20 protein-coding genes and 1 riboswitch are annotated in these 21991 nt (G+C 44.6%); of the genes, 15 read left to right on the top strand and 5 right to left on the bottom strand.

The window, feature by feature from the left end; translation table 11 throughout:
• The first annotated feature begins 15 nt into the window (after nucleotides 1-15).
• From ACE3K2_RS12945 to ACE3K2_RS12935, 3 genes are read left to right on the top strand one after another with little or no spacing between them, the layout of a single operon-like run.
• On the top strand, nucleotides 16-1335 hold the full coding sequence (locus tag ACE3K2_RS12945; protein WP_421890485.1) for a hypothetical protein: 1320 nt from the start codon (nucleotides 16-18) through the stop codon (nucleotides 1333-1335).
• Nucleotides 1328-2026 (top strand): response regulator transcription factor, encoded by a 699-nt coding sequence (locus ACE3K2_RS12940; protein WP_017688086.1) that lies wholly within the window; start codon nucleotides 1328-1330, stop codon nucleotides 2024-2026. The genes ACE3K2_RS12945 and ACE3K2_RS12940 overlap by 8 nt, the downstream gene beginning before the upstream one ends.
• Nucleotides 2023-3522, top strand: a complete 1500-nt coding sequence (locus ACE3K2_RS12935) for an ATP-binding protein (RefSeq protein WP_421890482.1) — start codon at nucleotides 2023-2025, stop codon at nucleotides 3520-3522. Before ACE3K2_RS12940 ends, ACE3K2_RS12935 begins: the two co-directional genes overlap by 4 nt.
• A gap of 125 nt (nucleotides 3523-3647) precedes the next feature.
• Here ACE3K2_RS12935 and ACE3K2_RS12930 read toward each other — a convergent pair whose 3' ends face one another.
• Entirely contained in the window at nucleotides 3648-4874 is a 1227-nt protein-coding gene (locus ACE3K2_RS12930) for a glucose-1-phosphate adenylyltransferase (protein ID WP_421890479.1), read from the bottom strand.
• A 193-nt stretch (nucleotides 4875-5067) separates the two neighbouring features.
• Between ACE3K2_RS12930 and glgB the strand changes: the two genes are divergently transcribed.
• Nucleotides 5068-7074, top strand: coding sequence for a 1,4-alpha-glucan branching protein GlgB (gene glgB / locus ACE3K2_RS12925; RefSeq protein WP_421890476.1), 2007 nt, complete (start codon nucleotides 5068-5070; stop codon nucleotides 7072-7074).
• Nucleotides 7071-8513: a glycogen synthase GlgA gene (gene glgA / locus ACE3K2_RS12920; RefSeq protein ID WP_421890473.1), complete on the top strand. Its 1443-nt coding sequence runs from the start codon at nucleotides 7071-7073 to the stop codon at nucleotides 8511-8513. Before glgB ends, glgA begins: the two co-directional genes overlap by 4 nt.
• Before the next feature lie 144 nt (nucleotides 8514-8657).
• Here glgA and ACE3K2_RS12915 read toward each other — a convergent pair whose 3' ends face one another.
• Both ACE3K2_RS12915 and ACE3K2_RS12910 read right to left on the bottom strand, forming a co-directional pair.
• Entirely contained in the window at nucleotides 8658-10424 is a 1767-nt protein-coding gene (locus ACE3K2_RS12915; RefSeq protein ID WP_421890470.1) for an alpha-glycosidase, read from the bottom strand.
• Nucleotides 10425-10702: 278 nt separating this feature from the next.
• On the bottom strand, nucleotides 10703-11878 hold the full coding sequence (locus tag ACE3K2_RS12910) for a M20 family metallopeptidase (RefSeq protein WP_421890467.1): 1176 nt from the start codon (nucleotides 11876-11878) through the stop codon (nucleotides 10703-10705).
• 183 nt (nucleotides 11879-12061) lie between these two features.
• On the opposite strand from ACE3K2_RS12910, the gene ACE3K2_RS12905 reads away from it, so the two are divergent.
• The 3 genes from ACE3K2_RS12905 to ACE3K2_RS12895 all read left to right on the top strand — a co-directional run bounded on the left by ACE3K2_RS12905 (nucleotide 12062) and on the right by ACE3K2_RS12895 (nucleotide 15323).
• Nucleotides 12062-13525: an ABC transporter substrate-binding protein/permease gene (locus tag ACE3K2_RS12905; RefSeq protein WP_421890464.1), complete on the top strand. Its 1464-nt coding sequence runs from the start codon at nucleotides 12062-12064 to the stop codon at nucleotides 13523-13525.
• Nucleotides 13512-14234 (top strand): amino acid ABC transporter ATP-binding protein, encoded by a 723-nt coding sequence (locus tag ACE3K2_RS12900; RefSeq protein ID WP_307535516.1) that lies wholly within the window; start codon nucleotides 13512-13514, stop codon nucleotides 14232-14234. The genes ACE3K2_RS12905 and ACE3K2_RS12900 overlap by 14 nt, the downstream gene beginning before the upstream one ends.
• Nucleotides 14235-14452: 218 nt before the next feature.
• Nucleotides 14453-14649: riboswitch (cyclic di-AMP (ydaO/yuaA leader) on the top strand.
• A 2-nt stretch (nucleotides 14650-14651) separates the two neighbouring features.
• Nucleotides 14652-15323 (top strand): 3D domain-containing protein, encoded by a 672-nt coding sequence (locus tag ACE3K2_RS12895; RefSeq protein WP_421890461.1) that lies wholly within the window; start codon nucleotides 14652-14654, stop codon nucleotides 15321-15323.
• Between the two features lie 108 nt (nucleotides 15324-15431).
• On the opposite strand, the gene ACE3K2_RS12890 is transcribed toward ACE3K2_RS12895, so the two are convergent.
• Nucleotides 15432-16223, bottom strand: coding sequence for a polysaccharide deacetylase family protein (locus ACE3K2_RS12890; RefSeq protein WP_421890458.1), 792 nt, complete (start codon nucleotides 16221-16223; stop codon nucleotides 15432-15434).
• Nucleotides 16224-16377: 154 nt separating this feature from the next.
• On the opposite strand from ACE3K2_RS12890, the gene ACE3K2_RS12885 reads away from it, so the two are divergent.
• The 5 genes from ACE3K2_RS12885 to ACE3K2_RS12865 all read left to right on the top strand — a co-directional run bounded on the left by ACE3K2_RS12885 (nucleotide 16378) and on the right by ACE3K2_RS12865 (nucleotide 19290).
• The gene (locus ACE3K2_RS12885; RefSeq protein WP_421890456.1) at nucleotides 16378-16707 is read left to right on the top strand and encodes a hypothetical protein; all 330 of its coding nucleotides are present in this window, start codon (nucleotides 16378-16380) and stop codon (nucleotides 16705-16707) included.
• Between the two features lie 125 nt (nucleotides 16708-16832).
• Entirely contained in the window at nucleotides 16833-17504 is a 672-nt protein-coding gene (locus tag ACE3K2_RS12880; protein ID WP_421890454.1) for a PspA/IM30 family protein, read from the top strand.
• A 95-nt stretch (nucleotides 17505-17599) separates the two neighbouring features.
• Entirely contained in the window at nucleotides 17600-18001 is a 402-nt protein-coding gene (locus ACE3K2_RS12875) for a DUF350 domain-containing protein (protein WP_017688100.1), read from the top strand.
• A 23-nt stretch (nucleotides 18002-18024) separates the two neighbouring features.
• The gene (locus ACE3K2_RS12870; protein ID WP_421890451.1) at nucleotides 18025-18531 is read left to right on the top strand and encodes a DUF4178 domain-containing protein; all 507 of its coding nucleotides are present in this window, start codon (nucleotides 18025-18027) and stop codon (nucleotides 18529-18531) included.
• Between the two features lie 12 nt (nucleotides 18532-18543).
• The gene (locus tag ACE3K2_RS12865) at nucleotides 18544-19290 is read left to right on the top strand and encodes a DUF4247 domain-containing protein (protein ID WP_421890448.1); all 747 of its coding nucleotides are present in this window, start codon (nucleotides 18544-18546) and stop codon (nucleotides 19288-19290) included.
• 117 nt (nucleotides 19291-19407) lie between these two features.
• Here the strand turns inward: ACE3K2_RS12865 and ACE3K2_RS12860 are convergent, their stop codons facing one another.
• On the bottom strand, nucleotides 19408-19698 hold the full coding sequence (locus tag ACE3K2_RS12860; RefSeq protein WP_421890445.1) for an HNH endonuclease: 291 nt from the start codon (nucleotides 19696-19698) through the stop codon (nucleotides 19408-19410).
• 203 nt (nucleotides 19699-19901) lie between these two features.
• Here ACE3K2_RS12860 and glp point away from each other — a divergent pair, with 203 nt between their 5' ends.
• Nucleotides 19902-21191 (top strand): gephyrin-like molybdotransferase Glp, encoded by a 1290-nt coding sequence (gene glp, locus ACE3K2_RS12855; RefSeq protein WP_421891214.1) that lies wholly within the window; start codon nucleotides 19902-19904, stop codon nucleotides 21189-21191.
• 7 nt (nucleotides 21192-21198) lie between these two features.
• Entirely contained in the window at nucleotides 21199-21738 is a 540-nt protein-coding gene (mobB, locus tag ACE3K2_RS12850; protein WP_421890442.1) for a molybdopterin-guanine dinucleotide biosynthesis protein B, read from the top strand.
• Nucleotides 21739-21991: the final 253 nt, after the last annotated feature.

Raw genomic sequence — 21991 nt, 5'->3', positions numbered from 1 at the left:
AAAAGAGTGATGAGATTGTTTAATTCACGATGGGGACGCTTCATTGCAGCAGGAACTATGGCCATTATGCTTGGTTCTGTTCTGAGCGGATGCACAGTCATAAGTGACCCCAAGGGTTTGATGAGAAAACCAATGATGTCCACCGATAAGGAAAAACTGTATAACGTGGTTCAGGTTAAACTGCCGCCAGAGAGCACGTTGATTCGTCCCAAGGATATGAATAATACCAGCATGATTCGAGTGGAAGACCTGAACGGAGATGGGACTCGTGAAGCGATTGTTTTTTATGAGACGCCGAATGAGAATGTACGAATCCATGGCATGATTTTGGAAGAGCAGGGAGGTACATGGGTTAAAAAGCTTACATTTGATGTGCCGGGAAATGAGCTGCAATCCTTTAAAGTACTGGATATCACGAATGACGGAAATCCGGATATTATTCTTGGTGTAAGTCTGCAGGAGCAGAAGGCCCTGACTGCATATTCCTACAAAGGCGGGGCACTGGAGCAGGTCTTGGGTGGAGTTCCGTATAATCAATATATTATTGATGATGCGCAGGGGAACACGCTGGATTTGAGTGGAGATGGTAAGAGTGATTTTGTTATCATTTCGCTGAACAACAGCGGTTTTGCAACGATTGCGTTATACCAATACGAAGATGGCAGCTTCAAAGAAGTTGATCGCGTGCAGACCGACTATACAGTTAAAGAAGTTTATAATGCTCTGGGTGGAGAGATCGCCGAAGGACAGATGGGGATTGTACTGGATGCTGAGCTGGATGATCGAAGCTCCTTCTCGCAAATTATGTATGTTAAGGAAAATAAGTTAGTGAATGCTTTCAAATCACCGGATCAAACGTATAGAGATGACAAAATTTTAAGCGGTGATGTTAATAATGATGGTATTATTGAGTTTGGGCTTAAAGAGACTCCAAAAGGTTGGGAGCATTACGTTTTTGACTCCAGGTTGTGGTTTTATACCTATTACCAATGGGATGGCAAAGACAGCAAGAAATTTGTATCGTTCCAATTCCGGGATGATGCTGATTTATTTCATCTAAACCTCAAGCCAGAGTGGTACGGTAAGATCACTATTGATACCAAATCGGAAAAGGAAAAATATATTCGATTCAAAATGATTGATACGGACGAAACCGTGGCAGAGATCAAATATTTCACCCTTTCCAAGTGGGAACAGGAGAAGGGTAAAAGCTGGAAGGAAATTACGCGTACCAAAGATCGGGTTATTGCTTCACGAGTAGCACAATCAGAGGCGGGTAAAGATGCACTGAGCAATACTTCCCAGCTGAATAGAAAGGGAGAACTTAATGAGTAAAGTACTTATTCTTGAGGATGAAGAATCCATCCGCAGTTTTATTGTGATTAATTTAAAGAGAAACGGATTTGAAGTGCTTGAAGCGGGTGACGGTCATGAAGCGCTTCGCATACTGCAGACGGTACCGGATATTGATCTGGCTCTGCTGGATGTGATGGTACCAGGTATTGATGGATTCGAGGTGTGTCGACGGATCCGTGAAACCAATGAACGCTTGGGCATCATCTTTTTGACCGCGAAAGTTCAGGAACAGGATAAAGTGTACGCACTTTCCGTTGGTGCAGATGATCATGTAAGCAAGCCTTTCAGCCCTACAGAGTTGATTGCGCGTATTCAGTCTTTATTGCGTCGAGTGAACGTGCATCGGGAAACCGCGGCAAAGGTTACGTTCCAGTCTGGGCCATTTTCACTGGATCTGATCTCGAAGCAATTCAAGAAACAGAATGAAGCCATTGAATTGACTCCAACGGAGTTTTCCTTGATTCAGTTTTTCTTGGAAAAAGAAAATACACCGCTCAGCCGCGATGTATTGTTAGATCATGTATGGGGAAAAGAGTACATGGGTGATCCCAAAATTGTGGATGTTAACATTCGTCGTTTACGTCAAAAAATTGAGAATAATCCTTCCGAGCCCGAATACCTGCAGACTGTATGGGGTCACGGGTACAAATGGAAGGGCCGGGAGCAATGATTAAAAAAGGCATTACACGGCAGATCGTACTACATTATTTCTTTGTAGTTTTTCTTGCTCTGCTGTTGGTCGAATTCGTATTTATGTTGGCAGTGCAAAGGTACTATTATGAAAGTATCTACAATACGATTAGTACCCACATTTCCAATTCGAAGGACTTTTTTGAACCGATCGCTCGTGAGAATAACACGGAAGATGGCAATAATCTGTCCAGATTGATTGTGAATTTGGCATTATCCAATACTGAATTGGAAATTTTGGATCTGAACGGGCGCGTATTGGCGAGTTCAACTGCTTTTGAATCTGACCGCGCTGTGTTGCAAACCAGTGATATTATGCAGGCTCTGAATGGGGATATGGGACGCTGGATTGGAAGACAACCAGGTACTGGAGAATCCGTCATGGCCGTTTCACACAAGTTTGATCTGGGCGGCGAAAATACTTACGTTATTCGTTATCTGACATCACTCGAAGATGTGAATTCAAAGCTGTTGAACATGGGACTACTTGCCGCTGCGGTCGGCGTTGGGGTGCTTGCTATAGTTTTGATCATCAGTATTGGTATGGCGAATTCCATTGTACGTCCAATTAACAACATCACTGCAGTATCTGCCCAAATGGCCAGAGGACGGCTTGATGTCAGGGTTAAAGGGAATTATAAGCACGAACTGGGCGAATTGGCATCAACACTTAACTTCATGGCACATGAGATTGTTCGCAGTAATCAGATCAAGGATGATTTTATCTCTTCGATCTCACACGAATTAAGAACACCTCTAACCAGTATTAAGGGCTGGAGCGAGACTCTGGACTCAGGCGGTTATGATCCGGAAGAAACCCGTATCGGCATGGGCATCATTTCCAAAGAAACCGAACGACTGATTGGACTTGTCGAAGAGATGCTGGATTTCTCCAAATTGCAGCAGAATCAGATGAAGCTGGTTAAAGGAACAGTCAACATACGTGAAATTGTGCAGGAAACGATGTTGAATGTCTGGGCCAAAGCGGAACAAAAACAGGTTCATCTGAAGTTGGAAACGGACGAGACGCGAGCTTATAATGTCCATGGAGACGGCAATCGACTAAAACAAGTCTTCTTAAACATTGTGGATAATGCGATCAAATTTTCACATGAGAATTCCTGGATCTTCTTGTCCGTCAAAGAGGAGAATGGTCAGATCATTGCAGCTGTTCAAGACACCGGTATTGGAATTAGTGAAGAGCACCTCATCAAAGTACGGGACCGCTTCTTTCAGGTCAATCATCAAAATGGAGGAACGGGACTGGGACTTGCGATTACGCAAGAACTGGTAGAACTGCATGAGGGAACCATCACAATGCAGAGTGAACTTGGTTCGGGTACATTGGTTACGGTCACGTTACCGGCTGTGGCTGAGGAGATGGGTAGAGAGGAATCTGTAATGCAGTCTGGTGATACTGCCGTTTCTGAAGAACAATCAGCAAGTGATGTAAAATTGGATCCAGAAAAGTCTTAAGGTTGCATAAAAATTTCTGCGATATCGATCGAATGATACGCTTCATTACAAAAAAACATATCAACACAAAAAAAGGCGAGCCATCGAAGGCTCGCCTTTTAGTTAATGTCTTTTTCATTATTTCATTATGAAGAAAGTTCACCAGCGCGCAAGCGCCCACTTTTCTCATACACTTCTTTCAACATGCGAACGGGTTGCGTACGGACTGCCGGTTTGGCAGAGACGATCTCGTTCGGTCCAACAACAACGATTTCATCCGCTGTACCCTTCACAATTGCACCGTCTTTGATAATCGCACCTTCACCAATGATGGCGCGTTCGATGTGAACCCCACGGCCTATACGTGCATTAGGCATAACAACACTGTCTTTAACCTCAGAACCTTTACCTACTTCAGCACCGCAGAAGATAACGGAACGTTCTGCGCGACCTTCGATGCCACAAGAGTCGTGAATCATGGAAGTTGCCTGTTCGATCTTAGTATGTCTGGCTTTGTAAGCACTTGGCTTGGAGCGCCAGCCACGAGTAAACATTGGCCAGTTTTCTTTTTGCAGACTCCAGTCTTCCTCGTTATAGAGCAGATCCATATGTGCATCCCACAGACTTTTAACTGTACCTACATCTTTCCAATACCCATTAAAGTTATAGACAAAGAGGGGATTGTTTTCGTTCAACATTTGAGGGATAACATCTTTACCGAAGTCATGGCTGGACTCAGGATTAGCGGCATCTTCGATGAGATGGCGCTTCAGGTACTCCCATTTGAACATGTAAATGCCCATTGAAGCCAGATTACTTTTCGGTTCAGCCGGTTTCTCTGCAAACTCTGTTACACGCAGATCAGCATCAGCAGCCATAATCCCAAAGCGATGTGCTTCGTCCCATGGAACTTCCATAACTGAAATCGTTGCTGCGGCATTATTAGCCTGATGAGCCTCCAACATATCACGATAATTCATATGATAAATATGGTCACCCGACAAAATTAGAACATTTTCGGGGTTTTGTTGATCAATATAGTCGATATTTTTATAAATAGCATCCGCCGTTCCCAAGTATTCGTCATTTCCTGTATGATAAGATGGAAGTAAGGAAATTCCTGCCTCACTTGAGTTGCCATGTCCCCATGGTTCTCCTCCACCGATATGATCGTGTAACGATTCCGCCTGGTACTGCGTCAATACTCCTACAGTATCGATCCCTGAGTTTACGCAGTTACTGAGAGGAAAATCGATGATCCGGTAGTGCCCGCCAAACGGTACAGCGGGTTTTGCGATACTCGAGGTTAAAGGGGCTAATCGCTTCCCTTCTCCTCCCGCCAACAGCATAGCGATGCAATCTTTATTAAACATAATCGTTTCCCTCCCAAAATATTGTGCATTGTAGTACATCATTAACGCAAAGTAGAGCAATTGAAACTATTGTTACTGTAAAAATTCAGAAAAAAGACAACATTTTCTAAACCACCGCATTTTTCTTTTCAACTTGGCTAGAATGGGGTAATGGTAACTGTTATATCTATTTTCTTGAGAAGAAGGTGATCTCTTGGCCATTCAACCGTTAGCACACCCGGACATATTGCCGGAGCATATTTATTTATTTCATGAAGGTAACCTTCATCACAGTTATCGAATGTTGGGCGCGCAGCCTGAGACTTGCGATGGCCGTCAGGGGTATCGCTTTACCGTATGGGCACCAAATGCTGCAGAAGTAGGACTGGCTCTGGACCGCAATGAATGGAAAGGCGAAAAGGAACCTTTATATAAGATACCCGAATCAGGATTTTGGAGTCGTTTTTTTCCGGAAATCAGTGAAGGAACTTTATACAAGTTCCGTATACTAACGGAAGATGGCACAGAATTGCTCAAAGCGGACCCATATGCGTTTCAAGCGGAGGTTCGACCTCAGACAGCTTCTGTCACCAGTTCAATCGAAGGGTATAAATGGAATGATGGAGCCTGGAGACGCAAACAACGTGCCATGTATAACAAACCTCTACATATTTACGAAATGCACATGGGAACCTGGAAGCGTAAAGAAGACGGAAGCCTCTATAGTTATCGCGAGATAGCTGATTTGCTCGTGCCTTACTTATTAGAAATGAAATATACACATGTTGAGATGATGCCCCTCAGTGAGCATCCATATGACCTTTCGTGGGGATACCAAAACACAGGCTTTTACGCGCCAACCAGTCGTTATGGGCATCCGAAAGATCTGATGTACCTGGTGGATACACTACATCAGGCTGGGATTGGCGTATTGCTGGATTGGGTTCCTGCACATTTTGCCAAAGACGCTCATGGGTTGCGTATGTTTGATGGTACGCCTTTGTATGAGTATGCAGATCCGATGTTAGCAGAGAAACCAGGCTGGGGTACACTCAGCTTTGATTACTCGAAACCTGAAATTCGTTCATTTCTGATCTCCAATGCATTATATTGGATGGAGATGTATCATTTTGACGGACTTCGTGTTGATGCGGTCACAAGTATGCTTCGGCTTGATTTTGAGAAGCAACCAGGACAATACCGTACCAATGATGAAGGTGGTCTTGAAAACAAGGAAGCTGTAGCTTTTTTGCAGCAGCTGAATAAGACGGTGTTCAAGTATTTTCCTTATGCATTGATGATGGCTGAAGAATCAAGTGCATGGCCAATGGTGACTTTACCTGTTGATGAAGGTGGTCTGGGTTTCAACTACAAGTGGAACATGGGCTGGATGAATGATACGCTTGATTACATGGAATCTGATTTTCATGAGCGTCCTTCCAAACATCATTTGCTGACTTTCCCGGTCGTATACTCCTTTGCTGAAAATTATGTGCTACCTCTGTCTCATGACGAGGTTGTTCATGGCAAAAAGTCGCTCCTCGACAAGATGCCAGGAACCTATGAGCAGAAATTTGCCGGCATGCGTGCTTTTCTGGGCTATTTTATGACTTTCCCAGGTAAAAAGCTGTTGTTTATGGGTGGAGACTTTGGCCAGTTCATCGAATGGAAGGATGAGGATCAACTGGACTGGTTCTTGCTGGATTATGACAGTCACCGCAATTTGCATAAATTTGAGCGTGAGCTGTCTAACCTGTACTTGAGCGAAAAAGCTTTGTGGGAGCTTGATCATTCCTTGGACGGTTATGAATGGATCACTCCGGATGATCAGGACCAGAGTGTCATTTCATATGTACGCAAAGGAAAAAAACCTGCGGATACACTCCTTGTGCTCATTAACTTTCAGCCGGTCAAGCGGGAGCGTTACCGGATTGGTGTCATGCGTCCCGGTATGTATACCGAAGTACTGAACAGTGATCATTCCGATTACGGCGGATCAGGCATAACTAATGATATGCAGGTGTCTACCGAAAAGATTCCTTTTCATGGGCATCCGCATAGTCTCGAATTAGTTTTGCCTCCGCTGAGTGTCGTGATTCTAAAAAAGAACTCGCGTCGGAAAACGGATGAATCACCTGTGAGCATAACTTCCGTCAGTCCAAAAACGAAGAATAAAAAGGAAAACAACACGCTGAAACCGAAGAGGAGGACAAAGGCATGAATATTCTATTTGCTGCTGCTGAAGTACATCCATTTATCAAAACAGGAGGCCTTGCTGACGTAATCGGTGCTCTCCCGTTTGCATTGAAGAAGAGCGGGGCAGATGTGCGGGTGATTATGCCTAAATACAAGGGGATTCCCAATGAATACAAAGATGCGTTACAGCCCGTAATTACAACGGATGTACCTCTTGGCTGGCGCAGACCCTATTGTGGAATTGAGATGCTGGTTCATGATGGGATTCCTGTATATTTTGTGGATAATGAATATTATTTTGGGCGTGACGGGGTTTACGGATATATGGATGATGGCGAGCGTTTCGCCTTCTTCAACCGTGCAGTGCTCGAAGTGTTGCCCCAGATTGAGTTCAAGCCTGACGTGCTGCACAGTCATGACTGGCATGCGGGAATGATTCCTTTGCTACTTGAAGCCCATTACAGACACGATTCATTCTATAGTGAGATGCGAACGGTATTCACCATACATAACTTGTTGTACCAAGGGGTATTCCCGCATGAGTTATTCAGTGAAATACTTGAACTGGACGATCGATATTTCACCGTGGATGGAGCCGAATATTACGGGAATGTCAATTTCTTGAAAGCAGGAATTGTGTATGCTGACCATGTGACAACCGTAAGCCCGACATATGCACAGGAGGTGCAAACCTCGTATTATGGATACGGCTTGGACGGATTGCTAAGTTCACTTGGAGATCGTTTCAGCGGGATTGTGAACGGAATTGATACCAAGAGTTACAATCCGGCAACGGATACCAAAATTCCAGTGAAATACAGAACAAGTCTGTCCAAGAAAACGGAGAACAAAATTGAGCTGCAAAAGGAACTTGGACTTCCTGTTCGTCCCGATGTACCTCTCATGGTGATGGTGACAAGGCTCGTGGACTCTAAGGGGCTTGATCTGGTCTGCCGAATCCTGGATGAATTGCTGTACTATGATGATATTCAATTCGCGGTATTGGGAACAGGAGAGCCTATGTATGAACACTGGTTCCGTGAAGCCGCTAACCGTTATCCGCTCAAAATGTCTGCTCAGATCACGTTTAATGACGGGTTATCCCGCCGCTTCTATGCAGGCAGTGATATCTTCCTGATGCCATCGAGGTTTGAACCATGTGGTATTAGTCAGCTACTGGCTCTGCGGTACGGTAGTGTGCCTCTCGTAAGGGAAACAGGCGGTCTGAACGACACGGTGCAGGCATACAATGAGTATACTGGAGAAGGGAATGGTTTCTCATTCACAAGTTTTAATGCACATGACATGATGAATACCATTCGACGTGCTGAGGAGATCTACAAACAGCCAGAACATTGGAAGAAAATTGTGAAAAATGCAATGAGCGGGGAATACAGCTGGAACGTCTCTGCTGAAGAATATATGGACATTTATCGCAGGATCACACTTGAGCCTGTAAACTGATGCAATCCGGATGAGTCGCAGCATATCATGCTGTGGTTTTTAATCCAATAAACAAAAACACTTCCAAAGTTCAGAATGAAAGTCATCATCTGAGACGGTGGGAGTGTTTTTGTTGACTTTTATATGACTGAATGAATTTAAACTTTAGTTGTGTTGGGTAGTTGCTGGACCAAGCTGTCTATACAAAATGCGGTATCCATAGGGGTCAAGCTTAATATTCATCATTCCATCGGTTGGAGAGACAGGCTCTTCAGTTAATGCATCCTTCCAGTCTTTCGTTTCCATAGGATGAGAGAGCGTTCGATCTTGAGGTGTATTGTTCATCCATACGGTAAAGTGAAGGTTATCATCAACACGCTCATACACGATACAGGGATCATTGTGATCAGCCTTAAGGAATCGGAAACGTCCTTTGCGCAGGGCTTCATTACTTTTGCGTAAATCAATCATCAGACGATAGAAATCATACAGTTCTCTGTCTTGTTTGGCAGGGTCCCACTCCATACATTTTCGACAATCCGGGTCAGCATCACCACTAATTCCCACCTCATCGCCATAGAAAATACAAGGTGTACCGATATAGGTGAAAAGGAATACAACGGACAATTTTAATCGGCGTTTGTCTTCTCCTAATCGGGTGAGCAGTCGTGGGGTATCATGGCTGCACAGCATATTAAATATCACTTCGTTGGTTTGTTGAGGATAGCGCATAATCAGTGAACCCATCTCGTTCGCAAAGTGATAACCATCCATTGAACCACAAAAGAATTGAAGCACTTTGTCGGCAAACGGATAATTCATGACGGAATCGAATTGATCTCCCATAAGCCAGGTCAAGGAGTCGCTCCATACTTCCCCAACAATATAGGCTTCAGGATTCGCTGCCTTAACAACCTTTCGAAAATCACGCCAGAAATGGTTGTCCACTTCATTTGCTACATCCAGACGCCAGCCATCCAGCTTGATTTCCTTAATCCAGTACTCTGCTACATCGAGCAGATATGCTTTAACCTCAGGGTTCGCTGTATTAAACTTGGGCATGTTGCCATAGAAACCAAAAGTATCGTAGGTAGGTATACCGTCCTTGATCTGAACCGGATATTCATTGATGTGGAACCAACCGGCATACTTTGAGTTTTTTCCATTCTGGAGCACGTCTTGAAAGGGAGGGAAGTCTTCACTGCAATGGTTAAACACAGCATCAAGCATTACTCGGATACCCAGGCGATGGCATTCTTCTGTCAATTGTTTGAGTAGGGCATTATCACCGAAATGGGGGTCGACTTTTTTATAGTCTATCGTGTCGTATTTGTGGTAGGAATTGGCCTGGAATAACGGGGTAAAGTAAATGGCGTTCACGCCAAGTTCGGTCAAGTCATGCAAATGATCCAGCACACCTTGCAGATCTCCACCAAAATAATTGTCCAACTCCGGTTTGCCACCCCAGTCATGGGTTTCTTGTGGATTCAGCTTGGGATCTCCATTAGCAAACCGTTCAGTCATGATCTGATAAAAGACGGCTTCTTTGGCCCACTCGGGTACCTTAAACACATCGATTTCGTGTATATACGAGAACTCATAATATCCTCCGGTTGGATAAGGGGCGTCATAATGAATGCCGTTATCCGCAAGAAAAACATCTTCCGAACCAGCGGTTATCCGAAATATATAGGTGAGACGTTTAAATTGTGGCTTGACGGCAGCTTCCCAATAATCAAACATGTTATCCGAAGCAGCTTTCTCCAATTGAATTTCCTGGTACGTTCCGTTCCAATCGTACTTATCTCCGGTCAGTGCAGTCACGTATTGTACATCATTTCGTTTGGTTCGTACGCGCAGATGTATGGTAGACGAATTATAAGCATAAGCCCACTTGTCACGAGGAACATGATACATGGCTTCGAGTAGCATGACAGCACCTCCTGAGTATAGGATAAGTTATAGAGGTTGTTCAAAAGCCGCCGGTCTTTTGGACACGCACTTATAGTTATATTTAACCAAGTTAGCCAGCAAATGAACCACATTTCCTGTAATAAAATGAATTATTTTCATCATTTTCAAAGCTTACTTTCACAGCATCTCCAGCTTCATGCTGAATATACGTACAGTTAATGAAGAAAAAGGTACCCTGAACAGCTTGGTATTCAAGTCTGTTTAGGGTACCCCTATATAAAATATTGAATTGAATCTTAGCGAATCCCCTGCTCGAACTCTGTACGAATGGTTTGAAGCAGCTCTGGCTGACTCAGGACGTCATAAGCTGTTGCAGCAAGTGCTTTTGCTCCCAAAATCATGCCATCCAGCGCGCGTTCCTGAAGCGCAAGATCACGAAAGGCTATGGAGTGCAGGGTATGAACCTCATCCACAACACGAATGTAAGGATGGATCGCAGGACATTTCAGGGAAACGTTACCGATGTCCATGGAGCCATGATCGTTACCACTGACAATCTCTTCTTGTGGGATGCCGAGTTCCATCAAATTTTGACTAAACGCCGCTGAGAAAGCTTCATTGGTGACCATCTCGTCATATGACGTTTCATAGTTGGATGTCACAAGCTTGCAACCTGTCTGCAGAGCAGAACCTTCAGCGATCTGAATCACACGTTCGGTGAGGATATTCAGTTCTTTGCGAGTTGCTGCACGTACATAAAATTGTGCAGAAGCATAGTCAGGAATGATGTTTGCTGCCTGACCTCCGTTGTTGATTACGCCATGAATCCGAACGGTGCTTTTCACTTGTTGGCGGAATGCATTGATTCCGTTGAACGTTTGAATGACAGCATCAAGTGCGTTAATGCCTTCATGCGGACTAGCAGCAGCATGTGAAGATCGGCCATGGAATTCAAATTGTACAGCGTCAATCGCCAGCGAGCTGCCCGACTTTTCGTAGGCATAATACGGATGTGCCATAAGGGCAACATCACAGTCATCGAACAACCCTGCTTCCGCCATTGGGACTTTGGCACCACGTGTCTCTTCTGCGGGTGTACCAAACACTTTAATCGTTCCACCTACTTCATCCAGTATGGATTTCAGCCCTACAGCAGCTCCAAGACTCATCATGCAGATCAGATGGTGACCGCAAGCGTGACCGATCTCCGGCAAGGCATCATATTCGCACAATAATGCAACGGTAGGGCCGGGTTTTGCAGCGGAATACGTTCCGATAAAGGCTGTCTCCAGCCCAAGAACGGGAGCCTCTACCGTAAAACCGTGGTAGACCAGTTCTTCTTTCAAACGGGCAGAAGCGAGATACTCTTCATTTCCCAGTTCGGGGTTGGCACCGATATATGATGAAATGGCTTTAAAACGGGAAGCATATTGATCAATAACCGTCAGAATTTGTGATTTGTTAGATGTCATTAGTAAACTCCTTATGCAAAAATGAAAATAATTCATTGATTATATCATGTTTGCTTTATTTTTTCAGAAACAGATCAAGATTTGTAATGTCAAAATGCATTGCATAATCATGCATTGTACTTTATAATGACTCAGTCATCAACATGAGAAGCATACAACGTATTGTAAGGGGAGAGAACAAGGTTGAAATTGATAAGTCGTTACACCATGATGCTGTTGACCTTTGTTGTTCTGCTGACAACTGCCGTTCCTGTGGCACTTGCAAGTGGAACTACAGATCATTCAAGCGGTAAAAAGCTGGTGCTCGGTACAAGTGCCGATTTTGCACCCTATGAATTCCATAAAGTAATTGATGGCAAAGATGAGATCGTTGGTTTTGATATTGAGATTGCCAAAGAAATTGCCAAAGATCTTGGCGCTGAGCTTGTGATTGAGGATATGGGCTTCGACGGCCTGCTGCCTGCATTGCAGAGTGGCCGTGTCGATCTGGTCGTTTCGGGCATGACACCGACCGATGAACGGAAGAAAAGTATTGATTTTTCCGAAACCTATTATAAATCAAAACAAGTGATCATGGTTCGAAATGCGGATAAAGACAAGTATCCAACCATGGCAGAACTCGAAAATGCAAAGATTGGTGTGCAGAAAGGTTCCATTCAGGAAACGATCGGACAGAAGATTCCTGGAGCAAAACTTACTGCGCTGGATAAAATCTCTGATATTGTGCTTCAACTGCAAACCAAACGTGTTGACGCGGCAATCGTTGAAGATACCGTTGCTGCCGGTTATCTGGACGATATCATTGGACTTGCTGCTGCTGTCCCGGACGAAGAGCAAGCAGAAGCGGCAATCGGGATTCGTAAAGGTAATACCGAGCTGCTCGCTGCAGTAAATGGAACGCTGGAGCGATTGAAAAGTGAGGATAAGATCAACCAGATGGTGACGGATGCCAGTCTCCTGATGGCTGATAAAGTGGACAAATCACAAAATATTTTTAAAGTGTTCTGGCAGTTCAAAAGTTTCTATGCAACCGGTATAGGTTATACTCTTTTGTTGTCCGCACTTGGTGTTATTTTCGGGGTAATAATCGGATTGATCATCTGTTTGTTCCGTCTGCATGATGTTGCCATCCTGCGCTGGATCGGTACAGCTTACGTTGAAGTGATCCGGGGTACACCGATGTTGGTACAGTTGATGATTATTTACTATGGTTTCTCCTTGTCCTTTGGCATTAACTTCACTGCCCTTCAGGCAGGTATCATCACACTTTCCATTAATAGTGGTGCCTATCTGGCAGAGATTTTCCGTGCTGGTATTCAAGGTGTGGATCGTGGTCAGTTGGAGGCAGCTCGTTCCCTAGGTATGGGAAGAGGCGATGCGATGCGTTATATTATATTGCCACAGGCCTTCAAAGCTGTATTACCTGCGATCGGTAATGAGTTCATAACCATCATCAAGGAATCCTCCATTATTTCGGTCATCGGTATGGTGGACATTATGTATCAGGCAAGTGTGGTCAAAAACATTACGTATCAAGGCTTGAGTCCATTTTTGATTGCTGCAGCCATCTACTTTGTATTAACGTTCATTTTGTCCAAGCTGCTGGGACGACTGGAAAGGAAGTTGAGTGCAAGTGATAGACGTTAGACAATTACACAAATCTTATGGAAATAACGATGTGCTTAAGGGCATTAACGTGACGATTGGTAAAGGTGAGGTTGTCGTGGTCATCGGCCCTTCCGGTTCAGGTAAAAGTACATTCTTGCGTTGTTTGAACCTGCTGGAAAAGCCTACCTCAGGAGAGATTGATTTTGAAGGCGTGTCAATCACGGACCCCAAGCACAACATTAACGCAACTCGTGAGAAAATGGGCATGGTGTTTCAGCACTTCAACCTGTTCCCACACAAAACGGTAGAGCAAAACATTACAATTGCTCCGATTAAAGTGAAGAAACAATCCACTCAGGAAGCGGAGAAAATTGCTGCTGATCTGCTTAACACCGTGGGCTTGTACGATAAAAAAGATACATTCCCGAATCAGCTGTCCGGTGGACAGAAGCAGCGGATCGCTATCGCTAGAGCATTGGCCATGCAGCCGCATGTGATGCTGTTTGATGAGCCCACGTCGGCATTGGACCCTGAGATGGTCGGCGAAGTGCTGGATGTCATGAAACGTCTTGCAGAAGGCGGGATGACGATGGTCATCGTAACACATGAGATGGGTTTTGCACGTGAAGTGGGAGACCGAATCCTGTTCATGGATGGCGGGGTTATTGTGGAAGAGGGAACGCCTGATGAGGTATTTGGAGCACCGAAAAATTCACGTACACGTGATTTTCTTGCGAAAGTACTCTAAATGAATTGATCAAATAGCGTTACTGACTTCGAGTCGGTGACGCTATTTTTTATGAAAAATTACCACGTATGGATTCGGAAGAAGTAACTATTCTGTTACCAATTATTAAGGAATTATGACGCCCAACATTTCTAAAGTATCCTGTATTCTTACATATGCTTACATGTTAAAACCATTTGGTAAGAATTACTACAAGTTCAGGTTACAAAATTGTGATATATTGAACTCTGCCGAAACTTCCGGACAGGGAGTGCGGGGGATGTAACGATGCAGACTGTGCAGGGGGAAGATCTACAGCACACTGCTTGGGGTGAATTAGGGGTACATATCGTTTCAAATGTAATGATGAACCTATAGGGTGGGCTCCTCATCCGAATCCGACAACTAACTTCGCAGGCACAATGAGGGAGGAAGACCATGATTAACAAGAAACGTATAGCCAAAACAGCAGTAGCATTAATGACAACAGCAATGCTCATACAAGCCGTTCCGGCTCACGCTGATTCAGTTCATGTGGCCAAAGAGGGGGATACCTTCTATACCTTATCAAAACAATACGGAGTAGCAATCAATACGTTAGTTAAAGCAAACAACGACATCTCGCCTTACAACATTTATGGTGGTTTGAAAATTACGATTCCAGGTAAGGCAAAGAATGTAGCTGCTGCGGCGACGGAGAGCAAGACTCAGGCCAAAACGGTTACCACAGCAAGCTTGGACGTTAACACCGATAACAAAGTGGTTCAAGCCTGGGGTAAAACATTCGACTACAGCAAAGCTGTGGATGTGAAAGCAACGGCATACTCTGCAGATCCGTCTGAAAATGGAGGATGGGGTCCAGTCGATTATTTCGGGAATGACCTTGAACTGGGTACGATTGCAGTTGATCCAAGTGTGATTCCACTTGGAACCAAAGTACTGGTAACGGGTCACAGCCATCCAGGATTGCCCAAACAGGCTTTTGTAGCCACAGCACGTGATGTGGGCAGTGCAATCAAGGGTCACCGGATCGATATCTTCATCCCCGGTAGCAAGCAGTCTGTAAGCACATTTGGTTTTCAGGATATCGAGCTGTACATTCTGAAGTAGGGCGTAAATTACATCTAAAATAAATTCAAACAGGGTGTCTGCCAGTCGCTAGCTTGTGATTGAACAGCACCCTTTTACTATACTCATTTTTTTTCTGTCTCGGGTATCCTAATCTTTGGCCTTTGGCAACCCCAGCATTTCGTCCAAGGTGACCAGTTCATACCCTCGGTTACGCAGTTCCTCAATAATTTCTGGCAAGGCCTCAATCGTGCCGTTTAGATTAGATCCTACACCGCCTCCTGCATGTTGCAGAACGATCGAGCCAGGTTTGACGGCAGACAGGATGTTATCTTTCACCTGTTCCTTAGATAGGCCTTTCCAGTCGAGTGAGTCCACGTTCCAGTTCACAATGCTATAGTGTTGTCTTGCTGCCCAACGTAGCTGTTCCTCATTAATGTCTCCATAAGGCGGCCGAATCATCTTTGGCGTATATCCCGCCAGGCGTCGAATAATATCCCCGGTATGTAAAATTTGTTTGCGAAAGGCATTCATCGACAGCTTACTGAATTCCGGATGATTGTAACTGTGATTACCAACCATGTGCCCTTCCTTAATTATGCGTTTCACCAGATCGGGATGTTTCTCAGCACGACTGCCCACGATGAAAAATGTAGCTCTGACATTATATTTCTTCAATACTTCGAGTACCTGTGGAGTAAACCGTGGATCAGGTACATCATCAAAAGTTAGGGCAACTTTCTTTGTTGAAGGGCCATTGGTTTTGAATGTATCGGCATATTTTTGACGTAACTGTCCTAATGTCAGTTGTTCTTCTTCCCCGGCATCCGAACCGGACACCGATTCACTTGGCGGGCTTGAAGAATCCCGCGATGATACCGGAGCATGATATCCTCCGAGAAAAATAACGATAACCATCAGCATAATGAGGCGTACGCGCATAATAACAGCCTCCTTTTCCAAAATGACGTTCTTCTTGGTATGCCCCGGGTCCCCATAAAATATGCGTAGTGTGAGAAGTTTCATTGTCGATTTATCCCATGACGGCCATAATTCCTCCATATATAACATATAGAAAAGGATAGGTGGTTAGGATATGAGTACATATGATTTGAAATCCATACGTTTAGAGGTCATTGAAGCTGGCGAAGATAAGGTTTTTCTCGTTACCGGAGGTAAGGCGCATATTGGCGCCGTATCCACGTTCTATGTAGATCATGAGCGGGTTAGCGGGACGACGGTACATATTCCGGGTCATAAGGAACAAGAGCTGTGTGAGCGCCTAGCCCGAAAGGCGGCCCTACAGTTGAAAGTAACTGTTACGGTGATTATAGGTATTCATTTTGATGCCATCACACGGATGCAGATCGATGAAATCGTGCAGACTGCAGAGAGGCTAATGGAGGATCATCTTGAGCAAGGATAATCGATCTTCCTAATCTAAAGAGCAATCGCACGTTTTGATTTTATTTGCTAAAAATGAAACGAGTTGTAGATTGTTACGTATGTATGTTTATATACGATGTAATATTGACTAGGAGGAATAACATAATGTCCATTTTCAAACGTTTGCGTGATCTAACCATGTCTAACATCAACGCCATTATTGACAAGGCGGAAGATCCAATCAAGATGACGGACCAATATATCCGTGACATGCAAGAGGATCTGGAAGATGCGGAGAAAGCAGTAGCTCAACAGATCGCGATTGAAAAGAAATTCAAGCAGTTGTATGAAGAGCAGGAAGCTCTTGTGAAGAAACGTGAGGAGCAGGCGCATACGGCGGCACGTGCTCAGAATCTGGATTTGGCTCGACGCGCCCTGGAAGAGAAAAAGGCTGCTGAAGAGAAGATGGCTGAGTACAAAACCAGCTATGATCAAAACAAGGCTTCTGCAGATAACCTGCGTGGCAAGCTCGACGAGATGCGTAAGCAACTGACTCAAATGAAGAATAAACGCGAAACATTGGTAGCCCGCTACAATGCAGCAAAAGCCCAAACGGAAATCAACAAAGCGTTGAATGGGTTTGGCTCCGATACTGCAAGTGCTGGTATGAAGCGTATGGAAGAGAAAATGATGCAGATGGAAGCACAGGCAGAAGCAAGCAACGAAATGTCTTCCAAAGGCAAGTCTTTGGATGAAGAGTTCGAGAAGTTGGGTAAAGATCAGGCTGTTGAAGATGAGCTCGCAGCATTGATGAAACAGTACGATAATAAGAATTAATACCTTGTAAGTCAGCAGGGTTGACCAGCGGAGGAGAAGAGTATTTCTCCTTCGCTTTTAAATGCGGTTCATGTTGATATGTGGGGGCTGTGTAAATGGATCTAAATATTTTGGCGATGCTGGTCTGGACAGTATCTGGTTCGGTTTTGCTGTTTGTTTTGATGTATGTCGATTCACTGTTTACGAAATATAAGGATTTTGCTGAAGTTAAGGCTGGCAATATGGCCGTTACTACACGTATGGTGATGAAATTATTTGCACAAGGATATGTACTCGCTACGTCCATTTCTACGGCTGGTCATCTTGGTGAAGCATTGTTGGTCTCCGTTGTATCCTTTATCATTTTGTTGATTCTGGAGAGTGTTGTACACTTTATGATTCGCAGATGGGCCAATCTGGATCTGGATACCGGAATTCAGCAAGGGAAGACAGGATACGGGTTGTTCTCTGGCGCTTTACATATCGTGGGCGCACTGATTATTGCAGCTTGTTTATAAGATAAGGAACAGGAGTAATTCTCATGAGTGTATGGAAACGAATTAAAGGAATACTAACGAAACCTGAACCACCGCAGGCAGAGAAAACCATGCTTCAGCTTGCACCTGGTGATATCTGTGAGGTTTCTCTGGTCACTTATGAAGTTGTTGGTCGGGTGCAAAATCGCGCTCGAAATGCAGTTGTGCTCACGCTGCAGGATGGTACCGCATTTCGATATTTGCATATCGAAGAGCGGGAACTCACACGTTACGTTCTATATACACCAATTGATGGCAGGCTTGATGCACCTGATGAGGTGCCCACATTGCTGGATCTGGATGGACGCGCATATCATCTGGAGGAAGAGTATGGAGGCATGGTATCAACGGCAGGCAGAACTCCGTATGGTCAGGCTGGAGAACAATTGGTATGGCAGTATCAGTCGGATGATAATATGCTTCTTCGCGTGGAGTGGCAAGACAGAAGATTTACACTGTATGAGGGTGAGTCCATTCTTCCTGCGGATATCAAAGTGATTCGTTCGAGCTAGGAGAGGTTCCCAATGAAAAAACGCTTGGCACATGGATTAAAATTAATGCTGGTCCTCAGCCTTGTGATGTCTCTGTTGTCCGCGTGCGGAGCACCTTCTGTTCAGGACACATATCCGCTTGAATCGGTTAACGGCAGTGGTAACTCAACGTCTTATGTGTACCGGGCTTCGGACCGCACCGTTCCGGAAGTGGCTCGGGAATTATCTGACCAAAGGCAACCGGATCAGATCTCGGCAGAGAACACTGAGCGTATGTTCCTCGTGTATCAGGATGAGTATTATCACCTGCAACAAGACCCGAACAAGCCGGAGGATACCTTGATTGAGGTGGACTCCAAGGAGTATGTCCGGCAGAACTACGATTCATCTTTTTTACAAGGTTACCTCACCGCTACATTAATTGGTAATCTGTTCGATTCTTTTGGCGGGCGAGGTTATGGCAACTATCGAGGATATACCAATAAAGATACGTATAAACCGAGTGCAGGATCTTACCGAGCACCAACAAGTAATGACAAGAAGCTTGCTCCACCGATTACGGTTGATCGGAAAGGAACGATTACAAGGCGCGGAAGCGATAAAGATTCAAGCGTGGGATCGGGCGGAGGATTATTCAACCGTAACAAGGATCAGAGCAAGGGAACCATTGATCGTAACAAAAGCAGTGGTGGTCTGGGCGGGTTGTTTGATTCACCTAAGAAATCCTACAAAAAACCGAAAACCAGAGTGGGCGGCGGCCGCATTATGAGGCGTAGATAATGATCTAATCCTATGCGTGTCCACCAACCATCAAATAGTCCAATGAATAAGAACAGCTCCAAGGTAAGGCGGATTTATCTCTGCCGTCACATTTACCTTGGAGCTGTTCTTTTTGGTTTACGATTTGCGAACATGATTGGATTTCCGTACACGGGGAATGGTTGAAGCAGGTTGTTTGCGAATCCAGCGGATAAAGGGAACCATTCGTTCAGCTTGTCTCAAGGACTGCAGGTTCGTAAGACCAAGTGTTATGATGTCTTGATTGGTGTATAGAGAATGAATCTGTTTATGACAGGGGATGCACAGGTTGGCCGTTGGCAGAAATGTTCCTCCCATTTCTTTGGGTGTCAGATGATGAACAGTCGTGCTTACAGGTTCTCTTCCACATAATTCACATTTCTCACTCATGTCCATCGCCTCCCTTAGTCCATTATATTATGGGCAGACAAGATACCTTTCATGTTGAATATGGGTCAAGGAATGTTGCCTCTATATGAATTGAAAATTTTATCATAGGATTCAATATCTGATGTACTTGTTATCTTACAGTATTCGGGCTACACTTTTCTATAAAGATGATATGTCTCTAGGAGGTAAGAATACTTTTGAAACTGAACTCACATCCACATGATATGACAACTGCCAAATTCAATCGTACAGCCGTACAGGTACCGGATGCCCAAGCCAAAATAGCTGAAAGAGTTGCTTTAGGCGCCATAGAGAAAGTTCACCTTGAATCTGCCCATGGCCGTACACTTGCAGAGACGATTCAGGCACCGCATCCGTATCCATTCTTCCGGAGATCGGGTATGGATGGATTCGCGATTATAAGTACAGATACCATAGATGCATCGAGTGATCATCAAGTTTGGTTTCGTGTTATTGATGAAATTCCTTGCGGTTACACCTCGGACCACACCATTGTTTCAGGTACGACGGCTCGCATCATGACGGGGGCACAGGTTCCGGAAGGTGCAGATGCGGTAGTTATGATGGAGATGACGGAGAGCAAGATAGAGAACGGAGAACAGTGGATTGCATTGAAGCGGCACATATTGTCGGGTGCTAACATCACACCAATTGGACTGGAAGTCCAAGAGGGACAGCAACTGCTCGAAGCAGGAACGATCATCAGAGCAGGAGAGCAGTCCGTGTTAGCTACTTTTGGCATAGCAGAAGTTCCTGTATTTCAACGTCCCAAGGTGGCGATATTTGCAACAGGTACGGAATTGCTAGATGTTGACGAGCCATTACAACCAGGTCGGATTCGAAACAGCAACAGCTACATGCTCCGTTCTCTGGTCGTTGAAGCAGGTGGAGAGCCTGTGATGTATGGTTCTATTGCAGACGATGTGAATACGGCAAGGGCCAAACTGGAAGAAGCCATTCAAGATAATGATATCGTAGTGACCACAGGTGGAGTATCTGTCGGAGATTATGATATTATGGGCGAACTTGTGCTGGAAGAACATGTGGAGATGTTGTTTAACAAAGTGACGATGCGGCCTGGCAGTGTAACCACAGCTGCTGTGTATAAAGATAAATTACTTTTTGCACTATCCGGTAACCCGGGGGCTTGTTTTGTGGGTTTTGGTCTGTTTGTTCGTCCAACCATTCGTTCCATGCAGGCGGATGCTCATCCTTATTTGGAAGAATGGACTGCGATCTTGGAAGAAGAATACACGAAAGTGAACAATTTTACACGATTCGTACGTGGACGCACAGAGATCCGCAACGGCATGGTGTACGCGATCCCGGCTGCTACCCGTGTAGATGAGTCCAGCGTGATGATCACCATTAAGGACAGTGATTGCCTGATTGTTGTTCCGCCTGAGAAAAAAGGTATTCCTGCGGGTGAGCAGGTCCGTATTCTCAAACTGCCCACAGATCTTGTGAGGTAGTTGATAGATGACTGATATGAGTAATACTAAACCACATATCATCCAGATTGTTGGATACAAAAATACGGGCAAGACAACCTTAATTGCTTCGTTGATTGGGCATTTTTCTTCCATGGGACTTAAGGTAGCAGCGATTAAGCATGATGGACATGACCATTTCGAGATGGATCAGGAGGGAACGGATTCGTATCAATTTGGTGAGGCAGGGGCATCGGCCGTGGTTGTCATGTCGGAGAACCGTACTGCGATTATGGAACGAAAAGCAAGCAGGTTGGAGGATATGTTAAGTCATCTGTCCGGGTATGATTGGATTGTTATTGAAGGATTCAAGGATGCATCTTATCCCAAATTCGTGATGGTTCGAGAAGAGAATAATCTGACCTTAGTAGGCCAGCTTGAAGGGGTATTAGGTATAATCTCATGGTTATCTTCAGAGCAGTGTATGGAGCCGAGCATCGTAAGAAGAGATATAACGTGGTACTCGGTGCATAAAACGGAGGAAATAGCCAAGGCGTTGTTAGAGATGGTCGGGAGCAAGCAAGACTGATGGATGAAGTCGAATCGGGTAAAACATGAAGAAGGATGACATCAATGTTGCTGCACATGATTGAATGTACAATAAGTGTGAGTGATCCTGATATATGACAACGTAACTATTATTATGTAAACTAAGATTATTCTTATTATGTTCTTTCCTTGAATGATCCGAAGCAAACGAAGCATACGAAACAAACGAAACAAATGAAACAAACGAAAAAAGCAGCAAACCTCTCTCGGAACGAAATCCTTGATGCGGTTTG

Origin of the sequence: Paenibacillus sp. (assembly GCF_048976745.1) — a bacterium.
Classification (GTDB): domain Bacteria; phylum Bacillota; class Bacilli; order Paenibacillales; family Paenibacillaceae; genus Paenibacillus.
Note: the sequence above shows the minus strand (reverse complement) of the source record. Positions and strands in the feature narration are given on the sequence as shown.